Source organism: Rhizobium sp. TRM96647, assembly GCF_025780115.1.
In the GTDB taxonomy this organism is placed as follows: domain Bacteria; phylum Pseudomonadota; class Alphaproteobacteria; order Rhizobiales; family Rhizobiaceae; genus Mycoplana.
In genome coordinates this window covers 1-14,925 of record NZ_JAOXHF010000008.1, presented here as the reverse complement: position 1 = coordinate 14,925, position 14,925 = coordinate 1, and the positions used below count along the sequence as shown (strand labels likewise).

Below are 14,925 nucleotides of genomic sequence, written 5' to 3'. Positions count from 1 at the left end.
GGTACGACGGAACCTGGAAAGAAGGCTGGAAGGGGAGCCCATGGCCGAGATCCACACCGGGCAATGCCTTTGCGGCGGCGTCCGCTTCCGCACGACCGCGCCGCTGCGCGAGGTGATCGCCTGCCACTGCAGCCAGTGCCGCCGCCAGTCCGGCCATTTCTATGCCGCCACCAACGTCGAGGACGAGAACCTCGAGATTGACGGGGCCGACAACGTCACCTGGTACAGGGCCAGCGACATGGCCGGCCGCGGCTTCTGCCGGACCTGCGGCTCGGCGCTGTTCTGGAAGGGCGACGGCTCCGGCCACACCTCGATCATGGCCGGCGCGTTCGACCGGCCCACCGGACTGAAGATCGGCTTCCACATCTTCTGCGACGACAAGGGCGACTATTACGAGATCGAGGACGGCGCCCGCCAGTTTCCGCAAGGCTACTGAACCGCGGTCGGGCAGCCTATTTCCGCTGCGTTCCGCTCTTGGCCGCCGGCGCCTCCACGGTTTCGGGAGGCCGGATCTCGCCCATGCGGTTCCAGGCGTCGAGCCCGGCGATCTTGTAGGCTTCCGCCAGCGTCGGATAGTTGAAGGTATTCTCGACGAAATATTCGACGGTGCCCTTCAGGTTCAGCACTGCCTGGCCGATGTGGACGAGTTCGGTCGCCCCTTCACCGACGATGTGGACGCCGAGCAGCCGCCGCGTCTTCAGCGAGAAGATCAGCTTCAGCAGGCCCGAATCGAGCCCCATGATGTGGCCGCGCGAGGTTTCGCGGAAACGGGCGATGCCGCATTCGTAGGGGATGCCTCGCTGCTTGACTTCTTCCTCGGTCAGGCCGCAGGTGGAGATTTCCGGCACGGCATAGATGCCGTAGGGGAAATATTTCTGCGGCTCCTTGGCGATGGCGCCGACGGCGACGCGGGCGGCGATGCGGCCCTGTTCCATCGATGTGGAGGCCAGGCTCGGGAAGCCGACGACGTCGCCCGCCGCATAGATGTTCGGCACCGTCGTCTCGAACGTCTCCAGGTTGACCTTCAACCGCCCGCGGTCGTCCGCCTCGAGCCCGGCGGCCGCCAGGTTCAGCGTATCGGTGGCGCCCATGCGCCCGGCGGCGTAGAGGACCATGTCGGTGACGACGGTGCGGCCGTTGTCGAGCGTGATCGCGCACTTGCCGGTGTCGAGCTTCTCGATCTTCTCGGCCTTGGTGCCGAGCAGCAGCTTCATGTTGCGGTCGCGCAGCTGATAGGTGAAGTCCTCGACGATCTCGCGATCGATGAAATCGAGGATCGTCGACTTCGGATCGATCACGGTGACCTGGGCGTCGAGCGCGCTGAAGATCGTCGCATACTCGATGCCGATGACGCCGGCGCCGATGACGGCGAGCGAGCGCGGCAGTTCCTCGATCTCCAGCAGCTCGTCGCTGTCGAGGATGGTCCTGCCGTCGAAGGGGATGCTGGAGGGGCGGTAGGGCTTGGTGCCGACCGCGAGCATGATGCTCTTGCCCGAGACGTGCAGGATCTCGCCGTCGTCCTTGATGACCTGCAGCGTTTCCGGCGTGAGAAAGCTCGCCTTGCCGCGGATGAGCTGCACCCGGTTGCGGGCGAACTGGTGCTCCAGCACCTCGACTTCGTGGTCGAGCGTGATGAGCAGGCGGCGGCGCAGGTCCTCGGCGCTGATCTCCTGCTTGACGCGGTAGGCGCGGCCATAGAAGCCGCGCTCGCGCCAGCCGGTCAGGTTGAGCGCCGTCTCGCGAAGGGTCTTGGACGGGATCGTGCCGGTGTGCACGGACACGCCGCCGACGCGCTTTCCCTGCTCGATGACGAGAACCTTGTGGCCGAGCTTGGCGGCCTGGATCGCCCCCCTGCGACCGGCGGGGCCGCTGCCGACGACGACGAGATCAAATTCTTGCATGGGCGCTTCCGGAAGCTGGACAGAATCTTTTGCATTGCGGCATTTCTGCCGTCGTACCTATAGCCTCAATGTGATCGCTTAACAAAGCCCTCGCGCAAATGTTGCGGCGCCGGAAAAAATCCTTGCGTTCAACGCACGCTGTCCGGCGTCAGATCAGCCGCAGGCCCTTGAGGCTCGTATGGCCTTCGCGGCCGATGATGATGTGGTCGTGCACGACGATGCCGAGCGGGCGGGCGGTCTCGACGATGGTCTTGGTCATCTCGATATCCGCCCGCGAGGGCGTCGGGTCGCCGGAGGGGTGGTTGTGAACGAGGATGATGGCGGTGGCCGAAAGCTCCAGCGCCCGCTTGACCACCTCGCGGGGATAGACGGGCGTATGGTCGACTGTGCCGCGTCCCTGCACCTCGTCGGCGATCAGGACGTTGCGCTTGTCCAGAAACAGGATCCGGAACTGCTCGCGGCTCTCGTGCGCCATCGCGGCGTGGCAGTAGTTGATCACCGATGTCCACGAGCCGAGCACCTGCTTGTTGCGCAGTTCGCTTTTCAGCATGCGCTGCGACACGGTCGAAATCAGCTTGAGATCGAGGGCGACCGCCTCGCCGATGCCCTTGACCTCCTGCAGCAGCGCCGGCGGCGCGCCGAGGACGCCGGAGAGCGTGCCGAAGCGGTCGAGCAGGGCCTTGGCGATCGGCTTGGTGTCGCGCCGGGGTATGAGGCGGAACAGCAGCAGTTCCAGCATCTCGTAGTCCGCCAGCGCCGTTTCCCCGTGCTCGCGGAACCGGCTGCGCAACCGCTCGCGGTGGCCGTGATAGTGGGCCGTCTCGACGTCGGCGGGGGCGGCCGCCCGGGTCCCGCCGATCGTTCCGTGGCGGGCAGAGCGTTCGGCGAAATGCCCGCGCTCGTCGTCGCCGAAAAGCAGGCTGCCATACCCCGTTGCCGATTGCGCTTCCTCGGAAGCGGACTGTTCGTCCTTCGGTGCGGGGTCCTTGCCCATGGGTTCCTATCCGGGTAGGCCGGGCCGGTCGAGGCCGCCAGGCGAAAGCGTGAAGATTTCGCAGCCGTCGGCGGTGACGCCCACGGCGTGTTCGTACTGCGCCGACAGCGACCGGTCGCGGGTCACCGCAGTCCATCCGTCGGAAAGCACCTTCACATGCGGCCGGCCGAGATTGATCATCGGCTCGATCGTGAAGATCATGCCTTCCTTCAGTTCCGGCCCCTCGTTGGCGCTGCCGTAGTGGAGGATGTTCGGCGCATCGTGAAAGAGGCGGCCGAGGCCGTGGCCGCAGAAGTCGCGCACGACCGAGCAGCGCTCCGCCTCGGCATATTTCTGGATCGCTTCGCCGATGGCGCCGGTGCGCACGCCCGGCTTGACGGCGGCGATGCCGCGCAGCAGGCACTCGTAGGTCACCTCCAGCAGCCGTTCGGCCGAACGCTTGATCTGGCCGACCGGATACATGCGGCTGGAATCGCCGTGCCATCCGTCGAGGATATAGGTGATGTCGATATTGGCGATATCGCCTTCGCGCAGCGGCTTGTCGTTGGGGATGCCGTGGCAGACGACGTGGTTGAGCGAGATGCAGGACGATTTCGTGTAGCCGCGATAGTTCAGCGTTGCCGGCAGGGCACCGTGGTCCATGCCGAACTCGAACACGAAGCGGTCGAGCTCGTCCGTCGTCACGCCGGGCTTGACCAGCGGATAGATCTCGTCGAGCGCGCGCGCCGTCAGCTGGCTGGCCTTGCGCATGCCTTCGAAGGCCTCGCTGCCGTAGAGCCGGATCACGCCGGTATTCTTCATCGGCGCGGAAAAGGCTTCGATATAGGTCACCATCGTCGAACTTTCGATTGTCTCTCAGGATTTCATAAAGCAGCTATGGCTGTTTCGTCCATGGCGATCAATGCGTCGGGGCGAATTTCCAGCGCCGAGACGCTGCATCCGACCGCATAGGCCTCGACGCCGCGCGACCGCGCCCGTTCGAAGGCTGCGGCATAGACCGGGTCGAGGTCGGAGCAGACCTGGAACCGCTCGCAGTCGCCGCGCTGGACGACGTAGAGCATCACCGCGCGACATCCGGCCTCGGCGACGTTCCCGAGTTCCTCCAGATGCTTGGCGCCACGCGCCGTCGCCGTGTCGGGAAACTCGGCAAGGCCGCGAGTGCGGGAGAAATGGACGTTCTTGACCTCGACATAGGTGGGCGCGCGGCCGTCGCCCGACAAGAGCAGGTCTATGCGCGAGTTGCGGCCGTACTTCCTCTCCCGCTCGACCACGGGATAGCCGGCGAGATCGCTGACGAGGCCGGCGCGGATCGCCTCCTCCGCGAGCCGGTTCGGCAGGCCGGTATTGACCCCGACTACGGTGCCGTCGGCCTCGATCAGCTCAAACCGGTGGCGATACTTGCGCAAGGGGCCGTCGTGCTCGGAAAGCCAGATGCGCGACCCCGGCGTCGTCAGCCCGCGCATGGAGCCGGTGTTCGGGCAGGACCCGGTGATCGCCGTGCCGTCGTCGAGGACTGCGTCGAACAGAAAGCGCTTGTAGCGTTGGACCAGCGTGGCCGGCACCAGGGGTGGATCGAAGATCATGCGGGACCGAAAGGGTGGATCGAATGTGGCGGTAGGGTGAGGGGGCTGCTTAGCAGAGACGGGCGGGGAGCGGATAGGGGATAACAAGTAGATGACTGTCCGATGGGAAGTGGCCTGCGGGCGAGCGGCACGTAGGTTCGCGCGGTGGGCTGCCGCGATGAACACCCTCCCCTTGAGGGGGAGGGTCGGCACGCAGTGCCGGGGTGGGGCGGGGTGATCCGGAGGGGGCCCAGCGAGAAGGTCTGTCACTGTTCTGCGGCGTGTCACCCCCACCCGCCGCTTCGCGGCGACCTCCCCCCTCAAGGGGGAGGTATGGGTGCGCGCCAGCCCGACGCATTCTGTCCCAAATCTGTCAGGCCGAGTTACCTCACGCCCGCATCCGGACGTAGGAGCCGGGGGCTTCCTCGATCGAGTTGAGCGGGCCGCCGGTCTTGCGGGCGGGGACCTTGCGACCGTCCAGCTTCTCGATCCAGGCGTGCCAGTGCGGCCACCAGGAGCCGGCGGTTTCCCTGGCCGTCTTCACCCAGTCGTCATACTCGCCCTTGGGCGGTCCGCCAGTCCAGAACTGGTACTTGTTGCGGTCGGGCGGGTTGACGACGCCGGCGATATGGCCGGAACCGGACAGAACGAAGGTGACCTTGCCGCCGAAGATGCTGCTGCCGACGAAGACGGAGCGGGCGGGTGCGATGTGGTCCTCCCGGGTCGCGAGGTTGTAGATCGGGATCTTCACGTCTTTCAGTGACAGCTTCTTGCCGGCGAGCGTCATCTCGCCCCGGCTGAGGCTGTTCGTCAGGTAGCAGTTGCGCAGGTAATAGGAGTGGTTGGCCGCCGGCATCCGTGTCGAATCGGAATTCCAGTAGAGCAGGTCGAAGGGCAGGGGCTCCTGGCCCTTCAGGTAGTTGTTGACGAAATAGGGCCAGATCAGCTCCGACGAACGCAGCATGTTGAAGGCGTTCGCCATCTTCGAGCCGTCGAGATAGCCGACCGCCGCCATGCCCTGCTCGAGCGCTGCGATCTGGTCCTCGTCGGCGAAGATCTTCAGGTCGCCGGCATGGGTGAAGTCGACCTGCGTCGTGAACAGCGTCGCCGAGCGGATACGTTTGTCACCCTCCTGCGCATGCAAGGCGAGCGTGGCCGCAAGCAGCGTGCCACCAACGCAATAGCCGACCGCGTTGACCTCGTCCTCGCCGCAGGCCTGCTTGATCGTCGTGAGCGCGAAATCGATCCCCTCCCGCGCATAGGATTCCCAGTCCTTGCGGGCATGCCGCTCATCCGGATTGACCCAGGAGATGACGAACACCGTGTGGCCCTGGTCCACCGCCCATTTGATGAAGGATTTCTGCGGGTTGAGGTCGAGGACGTAGAACTTGTTGATCCATGGCGGGCAGATCAGCAGCGGGCGCTTGAGCACTTCCTCGGTGGTGGCATCGTACTGGATCACCTGGCAGACGTCGCTCTGGGCGATGACCTTGCCCGGCGTCACCGCCAGGTTCTCGCCGACGGCGAACTTGCTGGTATCGGTTTGCCGGAGCTTCAGGTCGCCCTTGCCGGCCATGATGTCCTCGGCCAGCATCCGCATGCCGCGCACGAGGTTCTCGCCGTTGCTGGCGACCGTCTCGCGGTAGAGCTGCGGATTGGTGGTGACGAAGTTCGACGGCGACAGGGCGCTGGTGATCTGGCGGACATAAAAGGCGGCCTTGTGCCGCGTGTGTTCGTCCAGCCCCTCGGCCTCCGACACCATCTTCTCCGCCCAGTCGGAGGTGACGAAATAGGCCTGGCGCAGGAAGTCGAAGAAGGGATTCCGTGCCCAGTCCTCGTCGGCGAATCGCTTGTCCGCGGCGTGCCGGGCATCGTCCGGGACGGGCTCGGCCTCGCCGCCGAGCTTCTGCAGCGTTCGCGTCCAGATGCCGAAATAGCTGCCGAACAGGTGGGTCTGCGCCTCCAGCGTCCGCCGCGGATCGGAGATCCAGTATTCGGAGACCCTGGACAGGGTCTTGACCATGTCGACGACGGGGTCTGCGACGGTATCGACCTTCTCGCCCCGCTCGCGCGGGGCCAGCCAGGCCGATGCGGCGCGGCCGAGCTGTTCGACCGTTCGGGCCAGATTGACCGCGAGTGCCTCGGGATTCCTGACGACGTAGGGTTCGATCGTCTTGGGGTCGAAACCTGCAAACCCGGCTGCCTCGCGCGTGTCGCCGTCCTTCTCCTGGCTCACCCGTTTCCTCCGGATTTTCTTGTTAGTTCCGTTTTTACATCCTGCCGGAAAAAGAATAAAAGGGCCATAGAGTTCTTCGGCGCCACCTTGAGGGCGGGCGCCGTCCGGACGGGGCGGCAGCGCGCTGCCGGACCGGAAGTATTTGGCTGCGCGGAGCGGGATGGGCATGGCGTATGATTTGAGAAGGCTTGGTGCGGCGGTCGCGATTTGCGGCACCTTGGCGGTTGCCGCCGGATGCACCTCGGCATCGACCACGACGACGAATGCGCAAGCCGTCAATCCCGGCGCCGACCGTTCCACCACCTATCCCGACATCACGGCAAGGGTCCAGGCCGCGACCGCCCAGATGAGCGACGAGGAAGCGGCGAAGATCAGCGCCCGGGTCAGCGGGCTTGGCGCGCAGCGGCGCGCCGGCACGATATCGGAAGCCGAGTACCGGCGGCAGATGGCCGAGATGGATGCGCTGGCCCAGAATCACGGGGCCGATACGCTGAACGAAATCCAGAATTAGCGCTTGCGTTTACGCACGATTGGACGCAAAGCCTTGAATGGTCCAAGTGACCGTTTCGGTGGGCGGAGTGTCATCAAATCGGACATATTCCCGCCTAACCGGAAATCTTGATTTGCACGGAAGGCGGGGCGTCCGATCCCTGGGCGCAACGACGACCGTGCCCAACGGGGTCTGAGATGGAAGAGTTTCACAAGGTCCGGCGTCTGCCGCCATATGTTTTCGAGCAGGTCAACCGTTTGAAAGCGAGCGCGCGAGCGGGCGGGGCCGACATCATCGACCTCGGCATGGGCAACCCGGACCTGCCGACGCCCAAGGCGATCGTCGACAAGCTGTGCGAGGTCGTGCAGGACCCGCGTACCCATCGCTACTCCGCCTCCAAGGGCATTCCCGGCCTGCGCCGCGCCCAGGCCGCCTACTACGCCCGCCGCTTCGGCGTGAAGCTGAACCCGGATACCCAGGTCGTGGCGACGCTGGGCTCCAAGGAGGGCTTTGCCAACATGGCCCAGGCAATCACCGCACCCGGCGACGTGGTGCTGTGCCCGAACCCGACCTATCCGATCCACGCCTTCGGTTTCCTGATGGCGGGCGGCGTCATCCGCTCCATTTCGGTGGAACCGGACGAGAGCTTCTTCGGCCCGCTCGAGCGTGCCGTGCGCCACTCCATCCCCAAGCCGCTGGCGCTGATCCTGAACTACCCGTCGAACCCGACAGCGCAGGTGGCAAGCCTTGATTTCTACAAGGACGTCATCGCGTTCGCCAAGAAGCACGACATCATCGTGCTGTCGGACCTCGCCTATTCCGAGATCTACTTCGACGGCGCGCCGCCGCCGTCGGTGCTGGAGGTGCCGGGCGCGATCGACATCACCGTCGAGTTCACATCGATGTCGAAGACCTTCTCCATGCCCGGCTGGCGCATGGGCTTCGCCGTCGGCAACGAGCGGCTGATCGCGGCACTGACGCGGGTGAAGTCCTATCTCGACTACGGCGCCTTCACGCCGATCCAGGTGGCCGCGACGCACGCGCTGAACGGCGACGGTTCCGACATCGCCGAGGTGCGCAGCATCTACAAGCGCCGTCGCGACGTGATGGTCGACACTTTCGGCAAGGCCGGCTTCGAGGTGCCGCCGCCGGCCGCCACCATGTTCGCCTGGGCGAAGATCCCTGAAAAATTCCGCCATCTCGGCAGCCTAGAGTTTTCCAAACTCCTGGTCGAGAAGGCCGACGTGGCGGTTGCGCCCGGCATCGGCTTCGGCGAGCAGGGCGACGACTACGTGCGCATCGCGCTGGTCGAGAACGAGCACCGGATCCGTCAGGCGGCTCGCAACATCAAGCGCTTCCTGTCGTCGGCCGACGAGACGATGCACAACGTCATCTCGCTCAACGCGCACCGCTGATCTCCTTGGCCCGCCGGTCTTCGCCGGTGGGCACAATCCATATCGATAGGACTTTTCATCATGGCTGATGCCCTCAAGATCGGCATAGCGGGCTTGGGTACCGTTGGGGCCTCGCTCGCCCGCATCCTCGTCGAACGCCGCGAAAGCCTGGCCTCGACCTGCGGGCGCCCGATCGAAATCGTCGCCGTCAGCGCCCGCGACAGGAAGCGCGACCGCGGCGTCGACCTCTCCCGTGTCGCCTGGTTCGACGATCCGGTGGCGCTGGCCGAAAACCCGCAGATCGACGTCTTCGTGGAACTGATGGGCGGCGCCGGCGATCCGGCCCTTGCTGCCGTCAAGGCGGCGCTCTCGCGCGGCGTCCATGTGGTCACCGCGAACAAGGCGCTGCTGGCAGCCCACGGCGTCGAGCTTGCGACGATCGCCGAAGAGCGCGGCTGCCTGCTCAACTATGAGGCGGCGGTGGCCGGTGGCATCCCGGTCATCAAGGCGCTGCGCGAATCTTTGACCGGCAATGTCGTCTCCCGCGTCTACGGCATCATGAACGGCACCTGCAACTACATCCTGACCAAGATGGAGAAAGAGGGCCTGTCGTTTGCCGACTGCCTGAAGGAGGCGCAGCGGCTCGGCTATGCCGAGGCGGATCCTGCCTTCGACATCGACGGTAACGACACCGCGCACAAGCTCTCCATCCTGACGACGCTCGCCTTCGGCAACCGGATCTCGGCCGACGACATCTATCTTGAGGGCATCAGCAACATCTCGATCGAGGATATCCGTGCGGCCGCCGACCTTGGCTACCGCATTAAGCTCCTCGGCGTCGCGCAGAAGACCGATACCGGCATCGAGCAGCGGGTGCACCCGACCATGGTGCCGATCGAATCCGAGATCGCCCAGGTCGACGGCGTCACCAATGCGGTGGCGATCGAGAGCGACATTCTCGGCGAACTCCTGATGGTCGGCCCCGGCGCCGGCGGCAATGCGACGGCGTCGGCCGTGCTCGGCGACATCGCCGACATCGCCAAGAGCCGCCCGGGTGCCCAGATGGTGCCCGTGCTCGGCCGGCCGGCGGCCTCGCTGGCACCCTACAAGCGCGCGCAGATCCGCAAGCACCACGGCGGCTATTTCATCCGCATGACGGTCGAGGACCGGGCAGGGGTGTTCGCCAATATCGCCGGCCACATGGCCGAGAACGGCATCTCGCTGGAATCGATCGTGCAGCATTCGAAACATCACAGCGAGGCGGCCGAACCGAAGACGATCATCCTCGTCACCCATGCGACGATGGAGGACAGCGTCCGCCGCGCGGTGGCGGCGATCACCGGGGAGGGTTATCTCGCCGGCGAGGCGCAGGTGATCCGCATCGAGCGGCCGAAGACCGCCTGACGAACGCGCGGTGGCAGCGCCGCGCCGCCAAGGAGAGTGATGAACCAGGAGGTCGATCCCGTCCAGCGCGCCTTCCTCGGGGTCGAGCAATCGGCCACCGGGCAGCGCTGGATCGCCCGCCTCGACCAGGCCGGCGAGAACCGGGCACTGGCGATGACCCAGACGCACGGCATCCCCGACCTGATCGCCCGCGTGCTCGCGGGCCGCGGCGTCGGCTTCGACGAGGCGCTGGAGTTTCTCGACCCGACGCTCCGCAGGCTGATGCCGGATCCCTATCGCATGACCGACTGCGAGGCGGCGGCCGAACGCATCGCGGCAGCGATCGCCCGGCGCGAGCGGGTCGCGATCTTCGGCGACTACGACGTCGACGGCGCCTGCGCCTCGGCGATCCTCTACCGCTTCCTCGTCCATTTCGGCGTCGATGCCGAGATCTACATTCCCGACCGCATTTTCGAGGGCTACGGCCCGAACCCGCAGGCGATCAATACCCTGATCGATCGCGGCGCGAGGCTGATCGTCACCGTCGACTGCGGATCGACCAGCTTCGAATCGATCGCGCATGCGCGCGAACGCGGCATCGACGTCGTGGTCATCGACCACCACCAGGTCGGCCAGGACCTGCCGGCCTGCACCGCACTGGTCAACCCGAACCGGGAGGACGATCTTTCCGGCCAGGGGCATCTTTGCGCCGCGGGCGTTGTCTTTCTGGTGCTGGTGGCGCTGCAGCGGCTGATGCGCGGCCGCGATGCCCGGGCCGGAAGCCTCGATCTTCTCGCCATGCTCGACCTCGTGGCGCTCGCGACCGTTTGTGATGTGGTGCCGCTGAAGGGGCTGAACCGCGCCTATGTGGTCAAGGGGCTGGTGGCGGCGCGCCATCTCGCCAACCCGGGTCTTGCCGCTCTTTTGAAACAGGCCGGCATCGGCGGCCCGGTGACGCCCTATCACCTCGGCTTCCTCGTTGGGCCGCGCATCAATGCCGGCGGGCGGATCGGCGACGCGGCCCTCGGAAGCCGGCTCCTGACGCTGCAGGATGATACCCAGGCCGAGGCGATCGCGATGCAACTGGACGGGCTGAACCGCGAGCGCCAGGCCCTCGAGGTGGCGATGCTGGCCGAAGCCGAGGCCGAGGCGTCGGCGGAATACGGCACCGGCGAGAACGCCTCGGTGATCGTGACCGCCCGCGACGGCTGGCACCCGGGCGTCGTCGGCCTCCTGGCCTCGCGGCTGAAGGATCGCTTCCACCGGCCGGCCTTTGCGATCGCCTTCGACGCTTCCGGCAAGGGGACCGGCTCGGGACGCTCGATCAACGGCTTCGATCTCGGCCGGATGGTGCGCGCCGCCGTGGAGGAAGGCATCCTCGTCAAGGGCGGCGGCCACGGCATGGCGGCGGGGCTGACGGTGGAGCGCGCCAATCTCGGGCGGCTCAGGAGCTTCTTCGAGGAGCGGGCGGACAAGAGCGTGCGCGAGTTGACGGCGACGCGGACGATGAAGATCGACGGAGCGCTTTCGGCCTCCGGCGCCACGATCGCGCTCGCCGACCAGCTGGAGCAGGCAGGCCCCTACGGCGCCGGTCATCCCCAGCCCGTCTTCGCGCTCGCAGCCCACCGGCTCGTCGACGTGCGCCAGGTCGGCGTCAACCACCTGAAACTGACGCTGGAAGGTCCCGACCGCAGCCGCATCGACGGCATGGCCTTCCGCGCCGCCGACGCACCGCTCGGCGCCTTCTGTATGAGCCGCCGCGGCCAGGCGCTACACGTCGCCGGCACCGTCTCGGCCGACCAGTGGCAAGGCACCAGACGCGTGCAGTTCCGCGTCAGCGACGCGGCGAACGCGTTCTGAATTGGCGTCGTGCGAACTCTGCCGGACTGCCCGGAGAATGGATCGTGTGTTGGAACGGGGGGTGGTACGCCCAACGGGAATCGAACCCGTGTTTTCGCCGTGAGAGGGCGATGTCCTGACCGCTAGACGATGGGCGCTTGCGGGTGGCTGCAATGCTGGAAAAGCAGATAGTGCGACGTATGTCGACATTCAAGTCCCATGTAGAACGCGATTTTGGGTCGCTAAGTGGGTCGCCATCGGCTGAAAGCCGAAGAGATTCCATGTCTTTTCAAGCGATTGCTCTGGGCCGTGCGGCGGATTACTTCATAAGTCGCTGAAATGGTTGGCCGAAGATCTTGAGCGTCTGTTCGTAGCTCGGCGGCAGGTGCTTCAGGGTCGCGTCCCTGAAGGAGATATGGTGGATCTTCCTGGTACGATTGTGCGGCTTAGCGGAAAACTCGATCAAGAACGGCAAGTAATGGTCGCGAACGTGGGACATGTCCGCGTTGTTCTGGGCGTAGTAAATTTTCGATCCGCGGTGGGCGCCGCTCTTGCCTGCCTCGATCACGGAGAAGCGGTGCAGGTGTTCCGGCGGGATCTGGCCGGAATCGTCGCGGTTGTATTTGCTGAGCGATGCGAAGTAACGGGACTGGTTCTGGAAGCGCCACAGTTCGATCTGCGGATTGATGCAGTAACATTCCTTGGCGTGGCCCATCATGGTGGACTGCAGAGCAGCGAAGCCGCCTCCGGACGAGCCCACGACAATGAACTCTGCCTCGGGCGCGATCACCGACCTGATATGGTGCAATTGCGTCCAGACTTTCTCCAGCGTCCACTCGTCCTTGCGCCCGAGATACCAGTCGATATGCAGGCCGGTCGAAGGCGCGACCGCAGGGTCGCTGACGCAGACGACGGGAAACCGGCACTTCTTGCCCCATGACCAACGGTTGAACCGGGGCGTTTCCGAATGGTTCTGGCGGTTCATCGCGCCGTTGAAGAAGACCAGGATATATCTTTTCTGTTCGTTGTTTTGGAAGAAATAATGGCCGCACGAACCGAATCCTGCCTGCAGCAGTTCATCAATGCTCTGATAGGTCGGGATTACGGTTGGCTGGCTTTTCACGACGCCATCGACCTTCTTGCGCGAATCCAATTGCATTTTGTTGCTTCTCCAACCCTGCCGGCGCGGCGTCTGCGTCCCGCGCTCATATCACAACGGCCGTAGGCGTCAATCGCGCCCCACGGTACGTCATCCCTTGCTTTGCAAGGCTCCCCGCGGCCCAGTCCGCCTGCGCCGGACGTGCTCGTTGGGGCGTCGTGAACAAGGCCATGGACGTCGTCTTCCGCGACGACGTCCTGAGCCCAAGAACTGCGAACGGACACGCAAACATGGCTGTCGTTGTAGTCCTTCGATTTTCTCCGGCCTAACGCGACCGATGCCATGATATTATATGCATGCATTGCAGAGCTGCCGCCCGGCCTCTTTGGACGGCGAGCGGCAGAGGTACTGGGGGATTTTTGCATGACCAAGGATACGCTGGACATTCCGGTTCTGGTGAAGCGTCGCCTGCAGGCGCAGGTGATCGGGCCGATCCATGCGGAGATGGTGGCGGTGCTGGGCCGGGAAACGGCCGACGCCATCATCGACAGTGCGGTGCGCAAGGCCGCGATCGCCGAGGGCAAGGCGTTTGCGGCGCGCGAGCCGGGCGGCGTGACCTCGATGGCGAGCTTCATCAAGCTCTATGATCTGTGGACTGCCGATTCCGCGCTCGAGGTCGAGGTGCTGGAGGCGACCGAGGAGACCTACGACTTCAACGTCACCCGATGTCGCTACGCCGAGACCTACCGGGAGATGGGGCTGGCGGAGATTGGCCACCTGATGTCGTGCAATCGCGACGGCACCTTCTGCCAGGGCTACGATCCGAACATAGAACTTGAGCGCAAGCAGACGATCATGGCCGGCGCGCCGTGCTGCACCTTCCGCTACCGGTACCGGAAGGCGGGGTGACGTTTTCCCTATCTGGGCGCCTTACCTGCGATCGCGCCCTGCGATGCGAGTTGCTGGGGACGAAGCCAATCGGCCATGACCTGCGCCAAAGCATCCGGGGCCTCGAGGGGGATCATGTGCCCGGTGTTCTCGACAATCTCGAGCGACGAGCCGGCCAGCCCGTGGTGAAGTTCGATGGCTTCGGCTCTCGACCTGAGCCTGTCCTTCTCTCCGGCAATGACGAGTGCCGGACACCGGATCTGATGCAGGTCGTCGCGTTCGTCCCGTCGGTCGAGAAGGGACTGGCGATGGAACACCTCGGCCCCGAGCCGTTGGCCCATCGCCTGGACACGCCCAATGAGGTCCATCCGCGTGACATTGTCCGGATGCAGGGACGACGCAACGGCCGATGTGCTGAGGCCCTTGAACACTGCTGTGCCGTCCTGCGCGGCAATGGCAGCCTTTCGCTGGACCTGTACATCGCTGTCGCCCCGCGCGGAGGTGGCGATGAGAATGAGGGCGGTCACCCGCTCAGGCGCTTGCCGCGCGATCTGTCGTGCGACGTAGCCGCCCATCGAAAAACCGGTGAGGGCAAATTTCTCCGGCGCCTCGGCCAATGCGCGGCGGGCCATATCGTCCACCGCGCCATCCTGCGAGAGATCGGCGTGGCGTACGGGGCCGAATTCGGCCAATGCCGGCTCCACGTCGCGCCATAGATCGGCATCGAGCATGAACCCCGGAATCAAAAGCATTGCCATTTGACGTGTCTCGCCGGGATGGACTGTCGCTGGTTTTGTCAGGAAAAGTGGCACGCCCTAGGGGAGTCGAACCCCTCTTTTCAGAATGAAAATCTGACGTCCTAACCGATAGACGAAGGGCGCGTGCGGTGGCCGTCTTCTAGCCAGCACCCCCGTGCCGCGCAAGCCCTAAAATGATGATTCGGCGCAAATTTCCGGGGATTTTCGCACTGGGGCCGAAGCGCCTCTCGGACATTCGCACAATGCGGAACAGATCGCACGCTAGCCGGCTGGAGTACAGGAAAGAAGAACGCGGAGAAGGGAAGTGGCACGCCCTAGGGGAGTCGAACCCCTCTTTTCAGAATGAAAATCTGACGTCCTAACCGATAGACGAAGGGCGCG

The 14,925-nt window shown here is 65.0% G+C and carries 13 protein-coding genes and 3 tRNA genes; 6 read left to right on the top strand and 10 right to left on the bottom strand.

Annotation, left to right across the window (positions count from 1 at the left end):
- The first annotated feature begins 40 nt into the window (after window positions 1-40).
- Entirely contained in the window at window positions 41-436 is a 396-nt protein-coding gene (locus tag OCK02_RS15735) for a GFA family protein (protein WP_263813881.1), read from the top strand.
- Window positions 437-452: 16 nt separating this feature from the next.
- On the opposite strand, the gene sthA is transcribed toward OCK02_RS15735, so the two are convergent.
- The 5 genes from sthA to phaC form a co-directional block, all read right to left on the bottom strand.
- The gene (gene sthA / locus OCK02_RS15730) at window positions 453-1,901 is read right to left on the bottom strand and encodes a Si-specific NAD(P)(+) transhydrogenase (RefSeq protein ID WP_263813880.1); all 1,449 of its coding nucleotides are present in this window, start codon (window positions 1,899-1,901) and stop codon (window positions 453-455) included.
- A gap of 148 nt (window positions 1,902-2,049) precedes the next feature.
- Window positions 2,050-2,895 carry a RadC family protein gene (radC, locus tag OCK02_RS15725; RefSeq protein WP_318530137.1) on the bottom strand — a complete coding sequence of 282 codons (846 nt, stop codon included), beginning with the start codon at window positions 2,893-2,895 and terminating at the stop codon, window positions 2,050-2,052.
- A 6-nt stretch (window positions 2,896-2,901) separates the two neighbouring features.
- Window positions 2,902-3,729, bottom strand: a complete 828-nt coding sequence (gene map / locus OCK02_RS15720; RefSeq protein ID WP_263813879.1) for a type I methionyl aminopeptidase — start codon at window positions 3,727-3,729, stop codon at window positions 2,902-2,904.
- 29 nt (window positions 3,730-3,758) lie between these two features.
- On the bottom strand, window positions 3,759-4,478 hold the full coding sequence (gene sfsA, locus OCK02_RS15715; protein ID WP_263813878.1) for a DNA/RNA nuclease SfsA: 720 nt from the start codon (window positions 4,476-4,478) through the stop codon (window positions 3,759-3,761).
- Window positions 4,479-4,845: 367 nt separating this feature from the next.
- On the bottom strand, window positions 4,846-6,693 hold the full coding sequence (gene phaC / locus OCK02_RS15710) for a class I poly(R)-hydroxyalkanoic acid synthase (protein ID WP_263813877.1): 1,848 nt from the start codon (window positions 6,691-6,693) through the stop codon (window positions 4,846-4,848).
- Window positions 6,694-6,859: 166 nt separating this feature from the next.
- Here phaC and OCK02_RS15705 point away from each other — a divergent pair, with 166 nt between their 5' ends.
- The 4 genes from OCK02_RS15705 (at window position 6,860) to recJ (ending at window position 11,820) form a co-directional block, all read left to right on the top strand.
- A complete protein-coding gene (locus tag OCK02_RS15705) occupies window positions 6,860-7,204 on the top strand; it encodes an SHOCT domain-containing protein (RefSeq protein WP_230808320.1) in 345 nt (114 codons plus the stop codon).
- 176 nt (window positions 7,205-7,380) lie between these two features.
- Window positions 7,381-8,598, top strand: coding sequence for an LL-diaminopimelate aminotransferase (locus OCK02_RS15700; protein ID WP_230808319.1), 1,218 nt, complete (start codon window positions 7,381-7,383; stop codon window positions 8,596-8,598).
- A gap of 60 nt (window positions 8,599-8,658) precedes the next feature.
- Entirely contained in the window at window positions 8,659-9,981 is a 1,323-nt protein-coding gene (locus tag OCK02_RS15695; RefSeq protein ID WP_230808318.1) for a homoserine dehydrogenase, read from the top strand.
- 39 nt (window positions 9,982-10,020) lie between these two features.
- Window positions 10,021-11,820 carry a single-stranded-DNA-specific exonuclease RecJ gene (gene recJ, locus OCK02_RS15690; protein ID WP_263813876.1) on the top strand — a complete coding sequence of 600 codons (1,800 nt, stop codon included), beginning with the start codon at window positions 10,021-10,023 and terminating at the stop codon, window positions 11,818-11,820.
- A 62-nt stretch (window positions 11,821-11,882) separates the two neighbouring features.
- On the opposite strand, the gene OCK02_RS15685 is transcribed toward recJ, so the two are convergent.
- Window positions 11,883-11,957: transfer RNA gene (locus OCK02_RS15685), tRNA-Glu, on the bottom strand.
- A gap of 161 nt (window positions 11,958-12,118) precedes the next feature.
- Window positions 12,119-12,958, bottom strand: a complete 840-nt coding sequence (locus OCK02_RS15680) for a hypothetical protein (protein ID WP_263813875.1) — start codon at window positions 12,956-12,958, stop codon at window positions 12,119-12,121.
- A 363-nt stretch (window positions 12,959-13,321) separates the two neighbouring features.
- On the opposite strand from OCK02_RS15680, the gene OCK02_RS15675 reads away from it, so the two are divergent.
- Window positions 13,322-13,807: an L-2-amino-thiazoline-4-carboxylic acid hydrolase gene (locus tag OCK02_RS15675; RefSeq protein ID WP_263813874.1), complete on the top strand. Its 486-nt coding sequence runs from the start codon at window positions 13,322-13,324 to the stop codon at window positions 13,805-13,807.
- 8 nt (window positions 13,808-13,815) lie between these two features.
- On the opposite strand, the gene OCK02_RS15670 is transcribed toward OCK02_RS15675, so the two are convergent.
- From OCK02_RS15670 to OCK02_RS15660, 3 genes are all read right to left on the bottom strand, one after another.
- Window positions 13,816-14,544, bottom strand: a complete 729-nt coding sequence (locus OCK02_RS15670) for an alpha/beta fold hydrolase (RefSeq protein ID WP_263813873.1) — start codon at window positions 14,542-14,544, stop codon at window positions 13,816-13,818.
- A gap of 48 nt (window positions 14,545-14,592) precedes the next feature.
- Window positions 14,593-14,667: transfer RNA gene (locus tag OCK02_RS15665), tRNA-Glu, on the bottom strand.
- A gap of 182 nt (window positions 14,668-14,849) precedes the next feature.
- Window positions 14,850-14,924: transfer RNA gene (locus tag OCK02_RS15660), tRNA-Glu, on the bottom strand.
- Window position 14,925 lies beyond the last annotated feature (1 nt).